An 18,046-nucleotide genomic window follows, 5' to 3' on the forward strand; every position below is an offset into this window, starting at 1 on the left:
TAACATGACAACCCATATGTATATCAAAGATTATCCCCGCCCGCAATTCGTGCGGGAGCATTGGATCAATTTGAATGGGGAGTGGGACTTCCGCTTTGACGATGAGAATATCGGCGAGCGGGAGAACTGGTACGAGAATCTGCGGGCCGATCGAAAGATCCGGGTGCCGTTTACGTACGAAACCAAACGGAGCGGGATCGGAGAGGAAGCCTTTCATCCTCAGGTCTGGTACGAGAGGAAGCTGAATCTCCCGGCCGAAGCGGCGGGCAGGCGGGCGATTCTCCACTTTCAAGCCGTCGATTACCGGGCTAAATTGTGGGTCAACGGCGTTTACGTCGGGGAGCATCAAGGCGGCTACGCCGCGTTCTCTTTTGATATCACGCCGTACGTGACCTTCGGCGGCGACAATGTGCTGACGTTGAAGGCCGAAGACAGCGAGAGCTGCACGCAGCCCCGCGGGAAGCAACGCTGGCAGAGCGAAAGCTTCGAATGTTTTTACGTGCAAACCACGGGTATTTGGCAAACGGTATGGCTGGAATTCGTGGACGCCGCGCACCTGGACGCGGTGAAGATCACGCCCGACTTCGACCGCCGGTCCGTGGCTTTAGAATATCAGGTCGCGGGCGATTTGGAGGGCGGTCAGCTTGAATTGGAAACCGTCATCTCGTTGAAGGGGAGAACCGTGAAACGATTGCGACTGGCTATCGACCGGCCATGGCTGCGCGTGGATGCCGAATTGCTGCATGAAGCGGGAGGGCCCTGGAAATTCAGCGAGTGGTCGCCGCAACGTCCGAATTTGTACGATGTGGAGTTTATTTTGTACCAGGGGGACCGGGTGGTCGACCATGTGTTTTCCTATTTCGGAATGCGAAAGATTTCCATCGAAAACGGCAAGGTGCTGCTGAACAATATGCCGATCTACCAAAGATTGATCTTGGATCAGGGATATTGGCCGGATTCGCATTTGACGCCGCCTTCGGAGGAAGCCATCCTTGAGGATATCGACAAAATCATGGCGATGGGGTATAACGGCGTGCGCAAGCATATGAAGATCGAAGACGATCGGTTTTTGTACTGGTGCGACGTCAAAGGGCTGCTCGTCTGGTCGGAGATGGCGGCGACCTTCGAATTTAATGACCAGGCTGTCGAGGCGTTCACGAAAGAATGGGTGGAGATTGTCCGCCAGCAATACAATCACCCGAGTATCATCACCTGGGTTCCTTTTAACGAATCCTGGGGCGTGGCCAACATTTTGCACGACCGCAAGCAGCAGGAGTTTACCGAGGGGATTTATCACCTGACCAAAGCGATGGACCCTTACCGTCCGGTGATTACGAACGACGGGTGGGAGCACACGGTTTCGGACATTCTGACCCTGCATGATTACGAGGAATCGGGCAGCCGCTTCCTGGAGCGTTACAAGGACATGGAAGCCATCACCGGCAACCAAATTTCTTTTAACAATTGGAAATATGCCCTGGCGAACGGGCACGCTTATCGCGGCCAGCCGATCCTGATCTCGGAGTTCGGCGGGATCGCCTTCCAATCGGAGTCGGGCTGGGGATACGGCAACCAGGTGAACGGCGAAGAGGCGTTTCTTGAACGCTTCGAGAGCATCACGCAAGCGATCAAGTCGCTCGATTACGTCTGCGGCTACTGTTATACGCAAGTTACCGACGTGCAGCAGGAGGTTAACGGCCTGTTGACGGAGACTCGCGAGCCCAAGGTGCCGCTGGAGACGATCCGGCGGATTAATCTGGCTTAGCGAAAAAAATAGCCCCCGGAGTTTTCTCCGGGGGTTGGTCGTTTTTACGCATCGGCTAACGTGGGGACGGGCCCTTCCAGCTGCGCCAGGCGTTTCAGCAGTTTTTTCAGCATGACGGAGGCTTTGACCTGGAGGGGCAGGCTGTCGGCGACGCGCAGCTCGTAGGCCCCGCTCAAGATGGCCTGCTTCAGCTCGGCGACGGAATCGCAGGGGCGATGCAGCTCGTTATATACGCTGCCGTATTGCAGGCACTGATGGGTGTCGCTGCCGGCGGTTACCGGCTTACCCAGCTCGGCGGCGAAGCGTTCGACATTGGCGCGATTCACTTCGTTGCCGTATTCGTACATATCCTTGGCGTTCAGGTCAAAAGCGTCCAGCCGCCGCAGCTGCTCCGCCTCCAGATGATGGAGGGGGGTGGAGACGCGGAACGGATGCGCGCCGATTTTGAGCAGCGGGTAGCGTTCGGCTAACGACATCAGCTCGTCGAAGGGGATAAAGGAGCCTTTTTCCGTATAGTTGTCCAGCGCGTGGCGAACCTCCAGAATAGGCTCCTTGCGCCCGATCAGCAGAATATGGCCGGTTTCGCGGATATCCACCTCCATCCCGGGGAAGATCCGGAGGCCGTCGGCTTCGTAATATTCCCCATTGAAGGGGTACAGGCGGTCGAGGTTGTCGTAGACCTCATGGAAGTTGCGCGTATTAAAATGCTCCGTCAACGCGAGGGCATTCAGCCCGTTCGCCTTGGCTTCGGCAATCATTTCTTCGTAATAGGCCGGCGAGAAATCGGTGGCCTTGGATAATTTGGCGTGGGTGTGCAGGTCGATGCGCATCGAAACAACTCCTTGTCGGTTAGTTAAGTGTAGCGGAAGTCCAGAACAATAACGCCACATAAAGCGCCGATCCGCCCAGAAAAAGCACATCGCGCCGCTGCAGCTTCAAATGCGACAGCTTGAGCTTCTTGGCGGCGGCGTTCTTCATGCCGTACGAGAAGCCGCGCGTCTCCAGCGCTTCTACGGTGGTGCGGGAGCGTTTGGCCGTCGCCAACATCAACGGGAAAAAAGCGTACACCAGCAGCTTCAAATAATACGCGCCCAGCCGCCAGTAAAGGATGCCGTGCCGCTCGGGCGCTTTGCCGCGCAGCCGGTACGAGAGCAGGACGTTGCGGAACTCCTCGAACAATACCGGCAAAATGCGGTAGCCGTAGGACAAGCTAAACGAGAAGGCGGCAGGGACGCCGAGGGCGAGCAGGCCGTCGCTGATTTTTTCCGGATCCATGCCGGAGAATACGGTGATGCTGGCGAGCGAGACGATCGACAGCTTGAGCGTAAGCTTAAGCAACGGCAGGGCGGAAGAGATGTCTCCTCCGAAGAAAAGCGAGATGATAAACAGCCATCCCACTTGCCCGATTAGGCCGAGGCAGAGCACGATGATGATGAACGGCGTGACCCGGGACAACACGGTCGTGATGATGACGAACAGGCACATGCCGGCTAAGGCAACGTAGCTGTTAAGGAACCACGGGACGATGGCAAAAAACAGATACCAGATCAGCAGTCCCCGCGGATCCAGCCGGGAAAGCGAAGCATGGCCGCTGCCGTAGGCCGTGTTCATTAATTCGTGCTGGATGCGGTCGAGCGAGATTTTGTTAAACCAGTTGCGGACGAGCTGCATGCGGGTGGGTCTCCTTTCCGGTGAGGATGCGGTATAGGCGGTCGGCCAGCTCGGTCGGCGAACCGCAGGGCGGCTGGAGGCCGAGGGCGGCGGACAGCGCCATGCTTTGCGTCAGCGCCAGGCCGGCGCGGCGGATCAGCTCCGGGTTGGCGAAGACCTGTGCCGCCGTCCCGTCCGCCAGCACCCGGCCTTCGTGCATGACGATGACGCGCGTCGCCCAGCGATGGACGAGCTGCATGTCATGCGTGGCGATCAGCACCGTGCGGACGTGCTGGTTCAGCTCCCCCAGCGTGCCCAGCAGCTCTTCGCGGGTGGCCAGATCGAGATTGGCCGTCGGCTCGTCGAGCAGCATGATCGCGGGCCGGATCGCCGCCCCGATGGCGAGCGAGACGCGGCGTTGCTGGCCGCCGCTCAGGAGGCGCGCGTCGCGGTCCTGGAGCGGCTCCAGCCGGAAGCTGTGCAGCATGCGCTGAAGCGTATCGTCCGCGTCCGGGTAGCCGCGCCGTTTCAGGCAATACGCGATTTCTTTGCGGACGCTGTCTTCGATGAACATGTCCTCCGGGTTCTGGAAGACGAAAGCGACGTCCCGTGACAGCTGCTCCAAAGAGGTGTTGCGGGTATCCTGCTGGAGCACGGCGACGCTGCCGCCGGACGGCTTGGCAATCCCGGCAATCAGCTTCAGCAGCGACGACTTGCCCGCGCCGTTGTTGCCGATCAGCGCGATCCGTTCGCCTTTGTAGAGCGTCAGGTCGATGTCGTGCAGCACGGTTCGCTCCGCTTTGCGGATCGTGCGGTAGTTTAGGGTGGCCCCGTTGAACTGGATGACGGGGTTCCGTTGGTCGTCGTCAGGGTGATGCCCATCATCGACGGATAGGTCACCGGAGCTGGTCCATAGTGCAGGCGTTTCATCTGGTAGGGTTAGAAGCTGCTGCTTAAAATAAGGGATCGCGGCTTCGGTCGTGATCGGATAAGCTGTCCGCTGGGGTTGGTTCTCGTTGGAATTCCACCGTATCGAACCATTGGTGTCCTGTAAGGCTGCTAAGTAGGCCGCGGCCTGGGTGACCTCGGGCGGCTGAATGCCCAGCCGCTCCAGATCGTCGAGGCTGTTCAGCGCTTCGGAGACCGGGCGTTTCCACAACACCCGACCTTGATCCAGCAGGCAGACCTCCTGACAGTAATCGGCGATAAACTCCGCATGATGCTCAATCACGATGATCGTCTTGCCGTGATTCTGATTTAGCTCCCGCAGCACTTCATAGACCTGCCGGGCATGGCTCGGGTCGAGCTGGGACACCGGCTCGTCGACGATCAGGATCTCTGCGCCGAGCGAGAGAGCCCCGGCGAGGGCGAGCAGATGTTTTTGTCCGCCGCTCAGCTCCCAAATGTAACGTTGCTGCAAATGGGTGAGGCCGCAGAGCTCCAAAGCGTGGAGCGCCCGTTCCTTGTAGTCGGACAGACCGTAGTTCAGCGGGGCGAAGCAGGCCTCGTCCAGCACGGTGGGACGTACGAGCTGGTTGTCGAAGTCTTGATAGACGTAGCCGACGCGGCGTGAGAGTTGGGCGACGGTTTTTTGCGCGGTGGATTGGCCGTGAATGTGCACCTCGCCTTCGAAGTCGCCGGAATAATAATGCGGAATCAGCCCGTTCAGCAGCTTGCATAATGTCGATTTGCCGGAGCCGTTGCCGCCGATGATGGCGGTGAACGAGCCCGATTCAATCGTCAGGTTCACCTGTTTCAGCACCGGCAGCTCCGAGCCCGGGTAAGTAAACGACACGTTGCGGATTTCAATCACGGAGCCGCGGGTTTCGTTGTTCGGATTAAGCATACGGCAGGCTCTCGGACTCGTCCCCGGTTTGGATGCTGCGCGTCCGCTTGGCCCGCATGAGGAGCAGGACGATGACGGCCACGACGGCTGCGGCGGCAATGCTGAGCCAGACGGCACCCAAGCCCAAGCGGTCGGCCAACCCGCTGTCCCACTCGCCGAAGTTCCAGTCCGTCTCGGACAGCGATTCCGCGCCAAAAGCGATCAGCGCCAGCGCGATGCCGCTTAAGACCAGCTTCGGCGAAATGATGCCGGCGGCTTCGTATTTGGTGGATTTGTCGCGCGGTTTGATGCCGAGGAGCGGTTCGATTTTTCCATATAATCTAGGGACCAGATAAAGGGTGGGCAGCAAGGCGAACAGGATGCCGGAGAACAGCACGTCGTTCAGGAAGCCTACGCCTTCGACGATCACGACGCTTTGCGCCAGCCCGGGCACGGCTTCGAATTCTTCTACGCCGATCCAGACTTTGCCGATGTCGACCAGGCTGCTGCACAGCTGATGGATGATGACGCCCGTGATGGCAGCGGTGCCGACCTGCAGGCGGTTTTGCGGGTTGCGGACCAAACGCCCGGCGACGTACATGGCGAAGGAGAAGGTCAGGAATTTCTCCAGCTCGCCGAGTCCGCCGAATTGTCCCAGCATCAGCTCGCCGAAAATCACCTCGCCCAGCGCCGCCCCTACCGCCGCATACAGCGGGTGGAACAGCATGCAGAGCGTGAGCGGGATGAACGCGAAGTACTCCACCGAGAGCTCGATCGGCCCGAGGCGAAACTCGGGGATGAGCTCGGTGAACATGTTGGACAAGCCGTACAGGGACATGGAGAGGACGAAAATCATCATTTTTTGCGAGGACGTGAGGGTGTACAGGGTTTTACGGTTCATGAAGGGAAAGCCTCCTTTAATGAGTCGTTCTTCCCAAAGTGTAGAGGCCGAGTATTAAATGAGACATGGGTGTATGTCAACGGATTGTAATATTTTTTACATAGTGAAAATGATGTAAATAAATTTACATAACAATTGGCTGCTAGGATAGGGGAAGAACAGAACGAGATCCTAAGGAGCGGAGCCCATGTCGAAGTATCGGAATCAAATTTTTGCGAAGCAAGTGAAGTTCTCCCCTGGCCATCAAAAAATCGCCGATTTCATCGAGCGGCATCCCGACGAGGCGTTGTTCATGACCGAGCAGGAATTGGCGGATCGGGTGGGCACGAGCATTGCCACGGTGTCGCGGTTTTGGCGGACGGCGGGATACGAGAACGGTAAGGACTTTCGCTTGCGGCTTCGCCAGGCTATCGATACGACGCCGGCGCATAAGCTGGAGGCGACCATCTCCCGGCTCGATCCGTCGAGCTTGCCGCTGAAGCTGCTGGAGCAAACGAACCTGCATCTGCGGGAGTCGGCGGAACGGACTGACCCGGAGGAATTGAAGCATGCCGCCGCCTTGATGGCGGGAGCTAGACGGATTTACGTTTACGCGCCGGGGCCATCCGTGGCGTTGGGAGAGCTGTTATTTTACCGGCTGTCCCGATTTGGGATGTCGGTGCGGATGATGGCGGCCAGCGGCCATGAGCTGCTGGAGTCGCTGGCACATGTGCAGCGGGAGGATGTCGTGCTGCTGTTCAACTTTACCCGGCTGCTGCCGGAGACCGAGGTGATCCTCGACTGCGTCAAGCGGATCGGCTGCTCGGCGGTGATGGTGACGGACCGCGAGGAGTTCCGGTATGGGGCGCAGGTGGGTGCGGCTTTTTACGTGAGCCGGGGAGACTTGGGGGAATTCCATTCAATGGTGACGCCATTGCTGCTCATCGAGCAGATGATCTTAAGCATCGGGCTACTTAATAAGGAGAAGGTGCTGGCCAAGCTGGAGTACCTGGGAGAACTGCGGGCGAGGTATGCCGATAAGCTGCCGAGGGGGAAGGCGTGAGAGAGGGGATGGTGGGCGTCCCGCCTTGCTTTTGACCGCCTAAGTTGGTACAATAAATGTCTGGTAAACTGCCCTAGAGGCTTTAGGAGGAGATGACGACATGGGTAAGAAGAGTGACGGTAAAGTGCTGGCGCAGAACAAAAAAGCTTCCCATGACTATTTCATCGAAGATACCTACGAAGCGGGCATGGTGCTCACCGGTACGGAGATCAAGTCGATTCGGAACGCCCGGGTGAATATCGGGGATGCGTTCGCAACGATCCGGAACGGCGAGATCCATATCCACAACATGCATATCAGCCCGTTCGAACAGGGGAACCGGTTCAATCCGCTGGACCCGACACGGACGCGCAAGCTGCTGATGCATAAGGTGCAAATCAACAAGCTGCTGGGCTTGTCCAAGCAGGAAGGGTACTCGATCGTACCGCTCAAGATTTACATCCGTAACGGATATGCGAAGCTGCTGCTGGGCCTGGGCAAAGGGAAGAAGCAATACGACAAGCGCGATACGGCTGCGAAGCGTGATGCTCAGCGTGATATTCAACGGGCGCTGCGCGAGAAGCAGAAGGTCGCAAGGTAACGTGTGTCGAATTCATTCCCAGCGTTTCCATCAAGTCCATAAACATCGAGAAGCGCAGACGTGGTATACTAATTGATGTAAGAGATGATCACGTTCCTGTTATGGGGAAGGAATTGTGATAACGAACAACAGCAGGCCCTTGCAGGCTGCACCTTGATCCAGCACCCTTTTTAATTCGGGGGCGTTTTTGGATTCGACGGGGGTAGATCGAGCATGGGTAGCGGGTAGTGGGGACGCGTCCACTTCATCAACGCTAAAGCCAATTAAACGGCAAACAAAACAACAACTTAGCTTTCGCAGCTTAATAACCTGTGAGCTAGCTCTATCTCTGCATCGCCCATGTGCCGGGAATAGGGCCCAACTTTAGTGGGATACGCCGTCTGGTCTCCGCCTGGGGTCAACGGAAGAAGATAATCAGGCTGACCCGAAGGGAATCCGGTGACAGGGAGTCTCTAGGGTGACATCAAATCTGTCACTACACCCGTAGAAACCTATGTGGCGTTGCCTTCGGACAGGGGTTCGACTCCCCTCGCCTCCACCAACCCATGAGAAAAGCGACCGTGATAGGTCGCTTTTTTGCTTTAAATGTACCCTAAGAGGATATGCGGCAATATGACCTATATGTTATAATAGTAACGACTAGTGAGTATACTTGTTAAAAGTCGGAGGCAACCTTGTACAATATATTGTTTTATGAAGATGAGGCTGGTAATAAGCCAGTCGAAATTTTTATGGATAAACTAGATGAATCGGCCTCAAATAATAAGCATGCGAGAGTTCAATTAGAGCAGATTATCTATTGCTTGAATAGGTTAGAAGATAAAGGGACGCGAGCGGGCGAGAAATTTACGAAACGTATCTCTGGTGATATATGGGAGTTGCGTCCTGGAAATAATCGTATTTTATTTTTCGGTTGGAGTGGCAATCAATTTGTTTTATTGCACCATTTCTCAAAGACAACTCAAAAAACACCCATGAGAGAAATTGAAATTGCTAAAAGAAGGATGGAGAATTGGTTGTCTAGAAAATGAAAGGAGTGATCGCATGAATAGCTGGGGCGAAAAAAAGAAGACGTTAAAGTCCATAGATCCAATTCGAATGAATGAGCTTGAAGCTGTTGCGCAATTAGTAAATGCCATCCACCAAAGAAGAGTAGAATTGGGATGGACTCAAAAGGAGTTGGCGGATAAAGTGGGCCTCCATCAAGAGTCAATTGCCCGCATCGAGAATGCGGGAACTGTTCCTCGCCTTGATACCGTTTTTAAGTTAGCAATGGCTATGGGCATGAAACTAAGCTTACATGGAATAGAAGAGGCCGCATCCGCTAGTGTAGGCTAAAATAAGTAGTGAATTATTTATTCAGGGAGTCCGAGTATCGCTTACGATGCTAGCATTGCTCTGCAATGCTTTCAGGTGACATCAAAACCGTGACTACACCTGTAGAAGCCTATGTGGCGTTGCCTTCGGACAGGGGTAAGGGCTCCCCTCGCCTCCATATGCAGTACTAAAAAAGAATCCTTAAAAGGTTTCTTTTTTAATTTCGCTGTACTTAAATAGATTCGCAATGTTTTCGTATTGTTTTGGTTAATTCTTCAAATGTGTATTTGTGGTTTACCATATCTACTACAAAGTCTTCAGCATACTTCTCATCCATTTTTAAATGTAAATTGTTATACCGTAAAAACAAGACAAGGGCTGTAAAGGCTGTTCGTTTGTTAGCATTATAGAAAGGATGATTTTGACCTAATGACTCAAACAATGCAGCTGACTTTTCAAAAATAGTTGGGTAAGCATCTTTTTCAAAAGCCGAAGATAGAGGGCGAAGAATTGCCGACTCAAGCATTCCTGCTTCTTTCACGCCTTTTTGTTCAGATGGACTATATCGTTGGATCATAGCAATATTAATAGCAATAACCTCTTCTACGGATAAATAACGTATATTTTTCATCGGTCTTTAAGGTTTTTCAATGTCTGGTCATACTGTTGGATTACATTAGTTAATGTATCCATAAAATCTTCACTGATTCCATCAGGTAAAGCTACCTTATTCGATTTTTTAATAATGATTTCTCCAGTATCTTGGTTAACATCAATCAAAACAGTATCTCCCTGACTTAATCCGATCTGTTTGAGTGCATCAGTCATGGTTATACCCAAACTGTTGCCAAACTTGCCTACTTTTCGTTCCATGTCTATCACCCTATTCATATTCAATTGTTATAACAATTATACAGTATCTATTAATTTAATTTCAATTCAATCGTTATTGGTATTTTTGTTGTTTTCTCCGCTCCTCCGCGAGGCATGGGAATGGAAAGAATCCTTCTCCCATTGGTATGACTATTCGCCGGGTTTCGAAGTGGCCAGCTTGGATTTGCCCGTTGGTGCCAGCAAGGGGGAGGGATCCAGCATGAGGCTGTGCAAAACACGTTGAAAACGATGCGGAATTGGGAAGGCATTCGAAAGCGACACGGATCAACACGTGACCGTTAGAGTCATTAAACTATCGGAGGCAGCCATGTCGACGGTCGGGATTTAAGAGATCGCCGTTAATGCGAAAGAGGGGATTAAGCCCACTCCGGCAAACGCACACCAAATTGAATTTATCGGCGATTCTATTACGTGCGGTTATGGGGTTGACGATGACAATGTGTCGGGTACTTTCACCACAGCCACGGAAGACGTCACGAAGACCTAAGCTTATCTGGCAGCCTAGCAGCTTCAGGCAGATTACAGCATGGTTTCGTTAAGCGGCTACGGCATTATTTCAGGATATACGGAAAACGGCGAAAAGCTGCTCACCCATCTCGTTCCGGATTACTACGAAAAGGTAGGCAAATCCGAAGGGAAGTTTGACGGCACCCTAGTGCCTCAATCTCTGAACTGGGACTTCAATAAGTTTGTACCTGATCTGATCGTCGTGAATCTGGGAACAAATGATGACAGCTATACCAGGACGGCCCCGACAGACAGGCGGATTACGTGAAGCAGTATGTGGAATTCCTGAAGATGGTTAGAACCAATAATGCGAACGCTGCCATCCTATGTACACTCGGGATGATGAGACAGACTGTATCCTTTTGTTGAACAAGCGGTCGGCAATTATACAAAAGAAACGGGCGGTACGAAGATCTCAGCCATGAGGTTTGAAATGCAGTCGGAAGCGGACGGTTACGTCGTTAATTTCCACCCTTAGGAAGTGACTCATCGGAAAGCGGCGGAGAAGCTGGTTGCGGAGGTTAAGAGAGTGATGGGATGGGCTCTTTCCTAGTCTGCTCATGGGATGGTGTATCCGCCTCAAGAGAGCTTTAGAAGCTATCTCGAGGGGGATTGAAGAGGGCGGAGATGAAGAAGATTAGGATGAAGTTCTGAATTGCTTGCGATATTCATTCGGGGTGACCCCGGTAGCTTCGCGAAAGGTTTTCGTAAAGTAGGAGAAATTACTGTAACCCACATGCATGGAAATCGCATTAATCGGAAGTGAGCCGTTACGCAGCAGCTCCTTTGCTGTTTCCAGCCGTTTATTCAGCAGATAGCTTCCTATGGACATGCCCACCTCGCGTTTGAATAGTCTAGATATATAATCGGGATTTAAGAATACAATTTCCGCCAGATTGTTACGGGAGACCTCCTGGTTAAAATTTTGGTTCAAATAATCGAGCAGCTTATCAATAACGGAGCGGGAGCTTTCTGCAAAAGCTGTATATTGTAATGCATATTTGAACAAATGGCGGACATAGACCTTCATATTTTCGACCGACCGGATGGACCGCTCGTACAATTCATCATGATTCCCCCGATTCGCGAATAATTTGTGGGCGAGAATCTCCTTCCGTTTCAACTCGGAGTAGACAAGCTGCGTCACATCCAGACGGAACAGCTTCAAGGTGTCTGCATTAATCTTATTATGGGCTGCCAGGTTGTCCAGATACAGCTCGGCGTTCTGCTCTAAAGCTTCTCTGTCCCCGTTGGCCAAGAGCGACTCCCACACGTTCATGGACGGGCTGTTGTAGGGGATTTCCCGGTGCCGGTATTCGCACAACAGAAAGGTACAGTTCTTGCTGTTTACATTATCCGCACTCATCGCTTGGAGACTCTTGATATTCGGATTGACCCCGTTTATATCGCAGGCGTCTCCAATATTACATCGAACATCCATCTTCAAATAACGATTCATCTTCTGAATATAATTTTCGCAGAGCGGCCGGACCTCCAGCGGATCATTCTGCGGACCTGAACATTTTAGAATGGCGGCCCACACCTTTTCCTGCAGACGGATGACACTCTCAACGGTAAATATCGGGGATGCAAAGATCTCGGACACGGCGTTCTTTAAAGTGAATTCAAACAGTGAGCCCCCCCAATGATTGTAAATATCGTCCCTGTAAAATACATCAATCAATATAGGAATAAACATGTCTTCTTCCCTGTAATTCAAATGTTCCTTCTCGATTCTCTCTTGTAGGGAGAGGGGGTCGGCAGCTATTTTGTCGAGCAGAAGGCTCCACCAAAAATGTTCTACGATATGCTTCCGGTTGTTGAGCCAATAAAGGCTGTTTTGTTCGTGTTCCTGCTCCTTAATTCTAGAGGTAATGTTACGAATAGCCCTGTGAAGGGCTTCTTCCAGCAACGAGTAATCGACGGGTTTGAGTAAATATTCCAGACTCTGTAATTGAATGGCCCGCTGTGCATAAGAAAAGTCGGCAAAGCTGGTCAAGAAGATAGTGTCAATCTCTATTTGATGTTCCCGGACCCATTCCAGCAGATCCAACCCGCTTCCTTGGGGCATTTCAATATCGCAGATCATGACTTCAATCGGGACGCTCTCCAGTACAACCTTAGCCTGGCGGATATTATGAGCGGTATAAACACCCTCGAAGCCAAGTCCCGGCCAATCCAGGGCCTTCTGAATACCTTTTATCATGTAATCATCATCATCCACGATTATAATGTTCATGCTCTAGGGCGCTCCTTTCTCTGTGGTATATGAATTTCAACGACCGCTCCCCGGATGGGGCTGTTATAAAAGGTAGTCTGCACATCCTCCCCGTAGAAATAATCCAGTCTTTTCAGACAATTGTTTATGCCGATCCGTATGCCGTTCTCGTTCGGGAGGAGTTCTCCGCTCTCCAATTGAGCTAAAATATCGGCGTCGAAGCCTCGACCGGTATCTGCGATAAAAATCGCCGCGTAGTCTCTGCCGTCCCGTTCTTCCGGAAACACCGTGACAGAGATCTCTACCGGTTGGTCCAGGGACACCGTATGCTTGACTGCATTCTCGACGAAGGACTGAATAACTAACGGGGGAATCTGACAATTCATCGTATCCGGGTCCTGTTCCAGGTAATAGGAGAAGGCAGAGCGGTAACGCATCTTCTGAATGTCGAGATAGTTCTTAACATGATTCATCTCGTCTTCGACATATACATAATCCAGTTTGCTCTTGAAGAGATACCTCAAATACTCGGATGTCGTTCTGGCCATTGTCTGGATATCAGGATACAACTTCAGATCAGCCATGTGGTATATGAAGTTCAGGCAGTTGAGAAAGAAGTGCGGCTTGATCTGAAGCTGCATATAGTCCATTTGGACCCGCTGTTTCTCCAGTTCTTTCTCATAAACTTCGATTTTCAAGGCTCTGACCCGTTCAGCCAGAAATGCAAAACGGGCGTTAGCGAATTCCAGTTCAGTGATTCTGCTGGTTTCCGGTCCAAACTCATCTTCTTCCCATTTATCATTTTCAAGCACTTGAGTGAAGTGACGAATGGGATTTAGCACATTCCTTTTTAGATAAACGGCTACGATCCGCAGCGTGAGGAGTGTGATTAAGGTAAGCAGAAATAAGAGCAGTTGAATGGTAACCGCCTTCTCAAACAGACCAAAGTTAGATATATAGAGACGAATCCGGAAGGGCGCAGAGTTAAAGGCGCGGTCCAGAATCAGATTATTGGAGAGCAATCCTTCACCAAGTCCCCACAGATTGGCAAGCCATGCAGAACGGGACGCAGTTACTGAGGCGGGGATTCCGGTAAGAGGCTCATTGTCTTCGCCCACAAGCATAGCATACCCTTCTTTTCCCAACTCAAGCTGTTTTAAAGGCCGTAACAGGTCTTCCGCGCTTATCCAGCTCCCGATATATTTATTATTATACCGATACAGCTTGACCAGATATTTCTTTCCGTTGACAGCAATCCTGTTCCAGCTTTGGCTGGCGGAGCTTGCCTGGATACGGTCAGAGGCGATCAGGGAGACGATCTCCTTTTGCACCTGTTTTCTCTCCTCATAGGAAAGGGCGCTGGTGCAGGGAACATAAGTTTCTTTATCTTCAAAGTAGAGAAAAAAATTGTAGTAATCGCCATATTCCAATAAATAATCGTTAAATTTTAGCTGTAGATCATGAATAGCAGAGTTGACCTCGATCTGGTCGGCGCTATTTTCGATCGTTTCGATGAAAAGATTGGTATCCTTGTCCGTACCCTGACTCCCGAGGAGAATGGTCAGCATGCGGCGATTGATATTTGTAAAATTGTCGTTAATCCGTGAAGCGTACAAGCCGGTCATGTTGTCCAGATATTGCCTCGTATCCGATCTTATAAAAGTAATGGTTACAAGGCTGACCAATATGTTCAAAAGCAGAACTGGAAACAGCAGCAGAACGACTAGCTTTGTCAACTGAGCAATAGGTTTTCCTTTTCGTGGTTTACGATTTGTCACTTCTTTCACCCTTCCCCAAAACAGCTTTAACCAAATGCCTGGAGAGGCATTTGGTTAAGTATAAACTCAACTGGGGTTGAACATTCCCTATTCCTTAACTGCCCCAAGGGTAATCCCTTTTTCAAAATACTTTTGCAAGAAGGGAAACAGCACCAGGATCGGAATCATCGCTACAAAGGCAATAGCCATACGTATGGATACCGACGGCATTTTGGCCGCCTGCGCACCTCCGCCGCTGAATTGGGCATTCGCGAGATATTGAATATCCGTAATCAATTTGTTCAGGAAGTTTTGTATAGAGTAGAGGTCCTCCCCTTTGGTTCCTGTTAAATAGTATAATCCATTTGTCCAGTCATTCCAGTATCCCAGGGCGGCGAACAGACCCAATGTTACAAGAATCGGCTTCCCGAGGGGGACAATGATGGAGAAAAAGATATTAAACTGGCCGGCCCCGTCGATTTCAGCCGCTTCGATCAAGGCTTCGGGAATGCTTGTTCGGAAATAGGTCCGCATAAGCAGCACATTCATGGCACTGAGCAGCAGCGTAGGAATCAGCAAAGCAAATATCGTATTTTTAATGTGGAACGTATTTGCATACATCAGGTAAGTCGGAACAAGACCACCGTTGAATAACATGGTGAAAATAACATAGAAAGAAAAGAATTTCTTGCCGGGAAGATCCCGGCGTGATAGAGGATAAGCCAATAAAGCCGTAAGCAGCAGGTTGACAAGGGTTCCCACAACGGTGATGAATAGTGTGATGCCGTAAGCACGCAGAATCTTATCGCCCTTCTGTGCAATATATTCATAAGCATATAAACTGAACTTTTGCGGAAATAAGGAATACCCGTGAACGATCAGAGAATTCTCTTCCGTGATTGAGGACATAAACACCAGAAGGAAAGGCAGCACGGAGATCAGAACGACCAGCATCATCACAATATGGGCAATCGTTTGAAACACACGATTTTCTCTCGTATTTAGCATAATTTATACCACCCCATTAGAACAGAGCACTATCTCTGTCAAGTTTTCGGACCAGCCAGTTGCATCCTATAATCAGAAGGAATCCGATGACAGACTGGTAGAAGCCGGCGGCGGAAGCCATTCCCGTATCCCCCAACTGTAAGAGCGCGCGATATACATACGTATCGATTGTGTTGGTGACACTATATAGAATGCCCGAGTTCTGCGGCACCTGATAGAACAAACTAAAGTCCGAAAAGAAAATGCGACCGACATTGAGCAGTGTCAGCGTGATTACGCTTGGAAGCAGCATCGGCAGGGTAATAGTCCGGATTTGGACCCACTTTCCCGCGCCGTCGATATCCGCAGCTTCATATAGGGAGCGGTCGATGCCGATAATGCTGGCAAGGTAAATGAGGCAGCCGTAACCGACACCTTTCCATGTGTTTACAATAATTAGAATGTATGGCCAATACTTCGTTTCCGAATACCACGAAACCGGATCCTTACCTGCCATTGGCAGAACCGTCTTATTCATTAATCCGGTTTCCGGGCTGAGGATCGCGTACACAATATAACTGACGATAACCATCGACATCAGAAAAGGAAGCAAGACAGCGCTTTGGTACAACTGTTTCATATGTTTGTTCACCATCTCGCTGATGAAGATGGCGAAAATAATACCCACCACGATATTCACAATAATAAAAGCGAGATTGTACAAAATGGTGTTTCGGGTAATCACAAAGGCATCCGGGGTAGTGAACAAGTATTTAAAATTATCAAAACCGACCCAATCGCTGCCCCAAATCCCTTTGCGAAAATCAATTTTTTTAAAGGCAATGACTAAACCTGCCATCGGGATATAGTTATTAATGAAAAGATAGATTAGTCCTGGAGCCATCATTATAAACATAGGCGCCCATTTACGTACTTTCACGGGAACTCCTCCTTATTCAGACAGCCGCCTCAAGGCCGGTTTCAACGGCTTTGAGGCGACTATATTCTGACGATTGGGGTTACGGCTGCTTTGTCGCAAGAAATTCATCTAGTTGTTTTTGTTGAGCCGCAATAACTTTTTCGATTCCCGCTTTTTTCAGAGCTTCGACATATTTAGGCAAATATTCGTCAGGATCTACGGAACCCGATTCCAGGGAACGTGAGTATTGCTCATTCACATTGGATATCGCTGTAATTTCAGCTTCGTATCCTTTCGGATCAAACATAAAGCCGAAGGCTTTGGATTTAGGGGCTTTATCATTGAATTCCTTCATACGGTCCCATACATCTGCAGGCTGACTGCCTTCCCATACGCTTGCAATAAACTGGTTGGGCAGCTGCCAGCCCAGGTTAAGGTGATACTCAGCATTGGAATCATTGACACCTTCGGGATAACCGATCGTATTGTTCTCTTTATCGATGTAGACATAGTCGGTGCCTTCCATCCCCCAGTTGAGGAGGTTCATGACTTCCGGACTTCCATAAATGTAATCAAGAAGCTGCATGGCTTTGTCCGGATCTTTGGAATTTCGGGCAATGCCCAAGGTTACATAACCGGAAGAACCGGAATGCAGCACGTGCTCACGCAAGGGAGCAAAGACGACGTCATAATTGCCTTCCTTGTTCTGATAAGCCGGATGCCAGCCGACAATCGTCGAGAATGTGTTGCCCGCTTTCATGACGACGGAAGGCTCGTCCTGGGAAGTCGGGGCATCTTTATTGATATAGCCCTTCTTGTACCAGTCATGGAAAATATCCAAAGATGCTTTATACTGTTCCGTCGCAGGACGGATTTCTACTTTAGTGCTCTCCAAGCCGTCATTGGCCAATACGCCTCCGAAGCCGCCCAAGGAGTCAAAGCCGCCATACCGGGTGGCCGGCTGATTTACACCGCCTGCGCCGAACAGCATCGTCATATTCGGCTCCCCCGCCTTAACCTTTTTAAAGATCGGTTCCAGGTCTTCGAGAGATTTAATCTGAGTGATATCGATATCGTACTTTTCCACCAAATCTTTGCGCATTTCAATCGATGGCGTGCTGTCCCGCTCGATGTTAGTCGGAACCCCATAGACGAACCCGTTGATATTGGCAGACTTGGCTATTTCTTCCCCCAATGCTTCCTTGATGTTCTTGCCATACTTATCAATCAACGGTCCTAAATCCTCGATTTTACCGCTGGAGATGTAACCAGCCGCCTCACCCGATCCGAGCCGGAAAAGATCAAGAGGTTCCGTGCCCGTCAACATCAGTTGAATTTGCTGATCCGTAGAACCCCAAGGGAGAATCATCAATTCAAGCTCCATATTCAGATCCTTTTTGAGAATTTTATTGACCTCGGCCATTACTCTTTCTTGTCCGGGCTGTTGTTCCCCGGAGATGGCCATAACGACCTTGTGAGCCGTATCCTTTGCGCCTGTATTGTTGCCGGAAGCCTCCTTATTCCCGCCGCAACCCGTTAATGCCGTGAGAGTCAACATGGTAGAAAGGACCAATGCGCCTACTCTCTTTTTCATACGATCACCCCGTTAAGTAAGATTATGTTGTTTGGATAGCATCAGTATATCGATTCATGGGTTAGCGATTCTATAACTAAACTGACCTGT

At 50.9% G+C, this 18,046-nt stretch carries 17 protein-coding genes, 1 other RNA gene and 1 pseudogene; 8 read left to right on the plus strand and 11 right to left on the minus strand.

What is annotated here, in order from left to right; translation table 11 throughout:
• Positions 1-4 precede the first annotated feature (4 nt).
• A complete protein-coding gene (locus tag ACZF99_RS01230) occupies positions 5-1,765 on the plus strand; it encodes a glycoside hydrolase family 2 protein (protein ID WP_483608356.1) in 1,761 nt (586 codons plus the stop codon).
• Between the two features lie 44 nt (positions 1,766-1,809).
• Here the strand turns inward: ACZF99_RS01230 and ACZF99_RS01235 are convergent, their stop codons facing one another.
• Genes ACZF99_RS01235 through ACZF99_RS01250 form a run of 4 tightly spaced genes read right to left on the minus strand, consistent with a single transcriptional unit; the run spans position 1,810 to position 6,141 of the window.
• Positions 1,810-2,595, minus strand: a complete 786-nt coding sequence (locus ACZF99_RS01235; protein ID WP_483608358.1) for a PHP-associated domain-containing protein — start codon at positions 2,593-2,595, stop codon at positions 1,810-1,812.
• Between the two features lie 19 nt (positions 2,596-2,614).
• Positions 2,615-3,436, minus strand: coding sequence for an energy-coupling factor transporter transmembrane component T family protein (locus ACZF99_RS01240; protein WP_483608360.1), 822 nt, complete (start codon positions 3,434-3,436; stop codon positions 2,615-2,617).
• Positions 3,411-5,261, minus strand: coding sequence for an ABC transporter ATP-binding protein (locus tag ACZF99_RS01245; protein WP_483612478.1), 1,851 nt, complete (start codon positions 5,259-5,261; stop codon positions 3,411-3,413). Before ACZF99_RS01245 ends, ACZF99_RS01240 begins: the two co-directional genes overlap by 26 nt.
• Positions 5,254-6,141, minus strand: a complete 888-nt coding sequence (locus ACZF99_RS01250; RefSeq protein WP_483608362.1) for a DUF8171 family membrane protein — start codon at positions 6,139-6,141, stop codon at positions 5,254-5,256. The genes ACZF99_RS01245 and ACZF99_RS01250 overlap by 8 nt, the downstream gene beginning before the upstream one ends.
• A gap of 187 nt (positions 6,142-6,328) precedes the next feature.
• Between ACZF99_RS01250 and ACZF99_RS01255 the strand changes: the two genes are divergently transcribed.
• From ACZF99_RS01255 to ACZF99_RS01275, 5 genes are all read left to right on the plus strand, one after another.
• Entirely contained in the window at positions 6,329-7,183 is an 855-nt protein-coding gene (locus ACZF99_RS01255; protein ID WP_483608364.1) for a MurR/RpiR family transcriptional regulator, read from the plus strand.
• A 100-nt stretch (positions 7,184-7,283) separates the two neighbouring features.
• On the plus strand, positions 7,284-7,763 hold the full coding sequence (gene smpB / locus ACZF99_RS01260; RefSeq protein ID WP_155606970.1) for an SsrA-binding protein SmpB: 480 nt from the start codon (positions 7,284-7,286) through the stop codon (positions 7,761-7,763).
• Positions 7,764-7,940: 177 nt separating this feature from the next.
• Positions 7,941-8,304: a transfer-messenger RNA gene (gene ssrA / locus ACZF99_RS01265) on the plus strand.
• Between the two features lie 190 nt (positions 8,305-8,494).
• Positions 8,495-8,794, plus strand: coding sequence for a type II toxin-antitoxin system RelE/ParE family toxin (locus ACZF99_RS01270; protein WP_483608366.1), 300 nt, complete (start codon positions 8,495-8,497; stop codon positions 8,792-8,794).
• A gap of 13 nt (positions 8,795-8,807) precedes the next feature.
• Positions 8,808-9,101: a helix-turn-helix transcriptional regulator gene (locus ACZF99_RS01275; protein ID WP_059041922.1), complete on the plus strand. Its 294-nt coding sequence runs from the start codon at positions 8,808-8,810 to the stop codon at positions 9,099-9,101.
• A gap of 211 nt (positions 9,102-9,312) precedes the next feature.
• On the opposite strand, the gene ACZF99_RS01280 is transcribed toward ACZF99_RS01275, so the two are convergent.
• Positions 9,313-9,711, minus strand: coding sequence for a type II toxin-antitoxin system death-on-curing family toxin (locus ACZF99_RS01280; protein ID WP_059041923.1), 399 nt, complete (start codon positions 9,709-9,711; stop codon positions 9,313-9,315).
• Entirely contained in the window at positions 9,708-9,953 is a 246-nt protein-coding gene (locus ACZF99_RS01285) for an AbrB/MazE/SpoVT family DNA-binding domain-containing protein (RefSeq protein WP_232436368.1), read from the minus strand. The genes ACZF99_RS01280 and ACZF99_RS01285 overlap by 4 nt, the downstream gene beginning before the upstream one ends.
• Before the next feature lie 85 nt (positions 9,954-10,038).
• Here ACZF99_RS01285 and ACZF99_RS01290 point away from each other — a divergent pair.
• Positions 10,039-10,217: pseudogene (locus tag ACZF99_RS01290) on the plus strand (ISL3 family transposase); the annotation flags it as partial.
• 283 nt (positions 10,218-10,500) lie between these two features.
• A complete protein-coding gene (locus tag ACZF99_RS01295; RefSeq protein WP_059041925.1) occupies positions 10,501-10,749 on the plus strand; it encodes a hypothetical protein in 249 nt (82 codons plus the stop codon).
• Positions 10,750-11,118: 369 nt separating this feature from the next.
• On the opposite strand, the gene ACZF99_RS01300 is transcribed toward ACZF99_RS01295, so the two are convergent.
• From ACZF99_RS01300 to ACZF99_RS01320, 5 genes are all read right to left on the minus strand, one after another.
• Positions 11,119-12,720, minus strand: coding sequence for a response regulator transcription factor (locus ACZF99_RS01300; protein WP_059041926.1), 1,602 nt, complete (start codon positions 12,718-12,720; stop codon positions 11,119-11,121).
• Positions 12,717-14,486 (minus strand): sensor histidine kinase, encoded by a 1,770-nt coding sequence (locus ACZF99_RS01305; RefSeq protein WP_483608370.1) that lies wholly within the window; start codon positions 14,484-14,486, stop codon positions 12,717-12,719. Before ACZF99_RS01305 ends, ACZF99_RS01300 begins: the two co-directional genes overlap by 4 nt.
• Positions 14,487-14,564: 78 nt before the next feature.
• Complete coding sequence (locus ACZF99_RS01310) at positions 14,565-15,413, minus strand: carbohydrate ABC transporter permease (protein ID WP_483612480.1); 849 nt, start codon at positions 15,411-15,413, stop codon at positions 14,565-14,567.
• 67 nt (positions 15,414-15,480) lie between these two features.
• Positions 15,481-16,359, minus strand: a complete 879-nt coding sequence (locus ACZF99_RS01315; RefSeq protein ID WP_483612482.1) for an ABC transporter permease — start codon at positions 16,357-16,359, stop codon at positions 15,481-15,483.
• A gap of 103 nt (positions 16,360-16,462) precedes the next feature.
• Positions 16,463-17,956: an ABC transporter substrate-binding protein gene (locus tag ACZF99_RS01320; RefSeq protein WP_483608372.1), complete on the minus strand. Its 1,494-nt coding sequence runs from the start codon at positions 17,954-17,956 to the stop codon at positions 16,463-16,465.
• Between the last annotated feature and the right edge of the window lie 90 nt (positions 17,957-18,046).

This window comes from Paenibacillus sp. JL3B1040 (assembly GCF_057063165.1).